This window comes from Ferrovum myxofaciens, assembly GCF_000735045.1.
Taxonomy (GTDB): Bacteria; Pseudomonadota; Gammaproteobacteria; order Burkholderiales; family Ferrovaceae; genus Ferrovum; species Ferrovum myxofaciens.
Map to the genome: position 1 here is coordinate 1 of NZ_JPOQ01000374.1, position 2,694 is coordinate 2,694.

Consider the following 2,694-nt stretch of genomic DNA (forward strand, 5'->3'; position numbering starts at 1 on the left):
ATCGATTCAATCGAAGATTCGACCTGGCAGCGATGGTGCCAAGACTTGCCGTGGCGCTCACGAGTGCAACTCCTTGTTCTGGAAAGAAACTGATGATGCGCACTGAGATAGAGACATAATCAGGTAGTTTGTAATGCTGTAATATGCAGCCTCGGCATAAACACAAAGAATTCTACACACTCTATCGTCTAATGCCTCAACTGAAAGCGAATTTTGAAGCCGACTGGCTTTTGTATTTGAGAGACCAAATGATAAACGTTCATGGATGGTCTGCTAATGATTTGTCTATCTTAGACGATATGAACGTGGGCTTCCGATATTTTGATTCTCTCCGACGTAGAATTGCTGTCGTACCACGAGTCGTCAAAGCCGCTGACGATTTCATGTGTCCCCTGGAGTACCAAGAGGGATGGAATACTCTTCAGGAAAAGGTGCGAAAAGGATTTGATATAAATCCACACCTCAGTAAGGGCCACACTTCGTTAGTGAACAGTGATGGCCTTCTGGCAGAATGGGGCGTCCATCATTTTCATCTTGGTATAACCGCTGATCAAAAAAATCCGACCTTCATAGGTAGAACAAGCTCTCTTCTCTATGCACTAGTAACCGACAATGCTTTCTGTGCGATCAATGTGCTTTCGCATAAAAATTTCACGGACCAAAGCGTACTAGAAAGCATTCACAGGAACTGGCCAGAGCTGATCAGTAAGTACCGTGCAAAGAGCGTTACCGGAGGAACATGGGATCCCGAGCAGCGTAAGGACTTGCGTAAGAAGAATTTAAACGTCTTTACACTCATGTCCGACGGAACTGTATATTTGCCAATCTCTGGAGGTGTAACGGCAGCGGGAATAAATGCTGAAGCGGTGCGGCTTGCGGACTATTGGCTAATTAGAATGCGTGATCTTCAGAACTTGCTTGAATGTAAGTTAAATGAAATTATGCCTGCGTTGATCCAGGGCGGCTACTCCGATGAACCCGAGATTGAAGCGACAATCCAATTTCAATTTTCAGAAGCTGAAGTAAGGGTCTATTTCCCCGCATATGGCGTCGTTGCGATTCTGGACGTCGCAGATTTTCCATTGAATTGCTCCTGATTTGCGTGGAGGCTAGTTGGTATCAGTAGCCGTCTGAGAAATCGCAAAGGCCATTGGCCGAAGAGAGTCGATTGTGTGAGTTGACAAACGACTGCTTCAGAGCAATGAAATTTCCTTGGGCGAAAAAACTGAGCCGCCCGATTTAGGACATTAGCGAACTCACACAACCGATACATTGCGGACGCTCAACGTTAAATTGAGGGGTTAGCGTAGTCAGTCCCTCAAGAATGTAAGGTTAAATTTTAACTTTAGCCATCATTTTAAGGCGGCTAATCAATTTTGCCTCCAGTTCTGTAATATTTGGATAGAAAATAGTATTCGTATCCTTGATATCAAAATGAATTTCAGTCCCGGTCTTCGCCATTTGAATCATCTTTTTATTGACACCTCTGGCAAATCCTATTTCGAAATATACATTGGGTCGTTCACCAGTAATGTCTGCTATAACTATTCGAGACTTTTTGATGCAATTTAGTATTTCTTCAGTTATCATGAAGTCATCTTCGATTTCATCAATACGCTCGACTTTACAACTATCGTCCCATTTATTGACTGATCTTTTTATTGCGTTATAAACATCAACCAATTCTGGATTATTTTGAAATGACATAATCACGAAAATATAGTTATCTGTGCTTGTTAATTTCTCGTTATATTCTGTTCTTGCTCCATGCGATTCAATTCTTACAGAATTTTCTATCAAATTCAATTTGTCGAATGGAATATACAACTGTCTATTACCTGTGACAGATTTAGATAGTACCCACCATCTCTCGCTTTGCATGCATGATAAAGTTGTACTCTCAATAAGGCAAACTGATTCTTCAAGTAAACCTGCATAATATAAATTATCAGAACCATACTTTGCATCAATCGAAACGAAATATGGCGTACCAACCATATTTTTCATTACTTCTGAAAAAACTCCTTCATCGATTGCCAATGAAATTTCATTAAGAAACTCATCGTTATTTTTAAAAAACCCATTTATATCATCTATGCCTTGGGTTTTTAAAGCTTCGGTCTGAATTGTAAATAACGCTTTTGATATGTGTCGATTATCAAAGTCATCATCCATGATTTTTTGAAAACCACTAAACTCTACTGTCCAATATTGACCATTTATATGAGAATTTTTTAATGATACCGTATATTCTTTGGATAATTTATTTATAAATATATCCTGAAGAAGCGTGGACAGTTGATCTGATAGATTCCGAAACAATTGAAGCGATATTTTCATAAGTAAGCCATCCTATTTAATTCAAATAATAATAAATATTCATGACTATTACTCTATTGCGGATCTAACATGAATTGAGGGGATGCTCTATTTTTCGCGGCTCCTCTCGACTGCTTGTTAAGTATTTTTTCCTTCAAAAATGGGTTTCAAATAGAATTGGGCTAATGCTTCAAGAAGGTTAAAGGTGAAAGTGTCGCCGTTATCTCTAAACAAGAATTCAATTCGAGACACCTGATTATGTCTCTATCTCAGTCCGCACTGGATAACTGTACGGATATACAGTATGCTGACCTCTTGCGAAAACCGTTTGAGGTGAACCATGGCGATCAACAGTATCCAGTTTCAGAAGGGGTT

2 protein-coding genes are annotated in these 2,694 nt (G+C 39.6%); one reads left to right on the forward strand and one right to left on the reverse strand.

Going from position 1 to position 2,694, the window contains the following annotated elements; translation table 11 throughout:
* Positions 1–248 precede the first annotated feature (248 nt).
* Positions 249–1,097: a hypothetical protein gene (locus IV91_RS0114095; protein ID WP_200874437.1), complete on the forward strand. Its 849-nt coding sequence runs from the start codon at positions 249–251 to the stop codon at positions 1,095–1,097.
* Positions 1,098–1,332: 235 nt separating this feature from the next.
* Here the strand turns inward: IV91_RS0114095 and IV91_RS16995 are convergent, their stop codons facing one another.
* Positions 1,333–2,340 carry a TIR domain-containing protein gene (locus IV91_RS16995; protein WP_051862760.1) on the reverse strand — a complete coding sequence of 336 codons (1,008 nt, stop codon included), beginning with the start codon at positions 2,338–2,340 and terminating at the stop codon, positions 1,333–1,335.
* Positions 2,341–2,694: the final 354 nt, after the last annotated feature.

What these genes read in the sequence shown, in the direction of transcription:
- IV91_RS0114095 (WP_200874437.1), top strand. Translation starts at nt 249, where the DNA reads ATGATAAACGTTCATGGATGGTCTGCTAATGATTTGTCTATCTTAGAC.
- IV91_RS16995 (WP_051862760.1), bottom strand. Translation starts at nt 2,340, where the DNA reads ATGAAAATATCGCTTCAATTGTTTCGGAATCTATCAGATCAACTGTCC.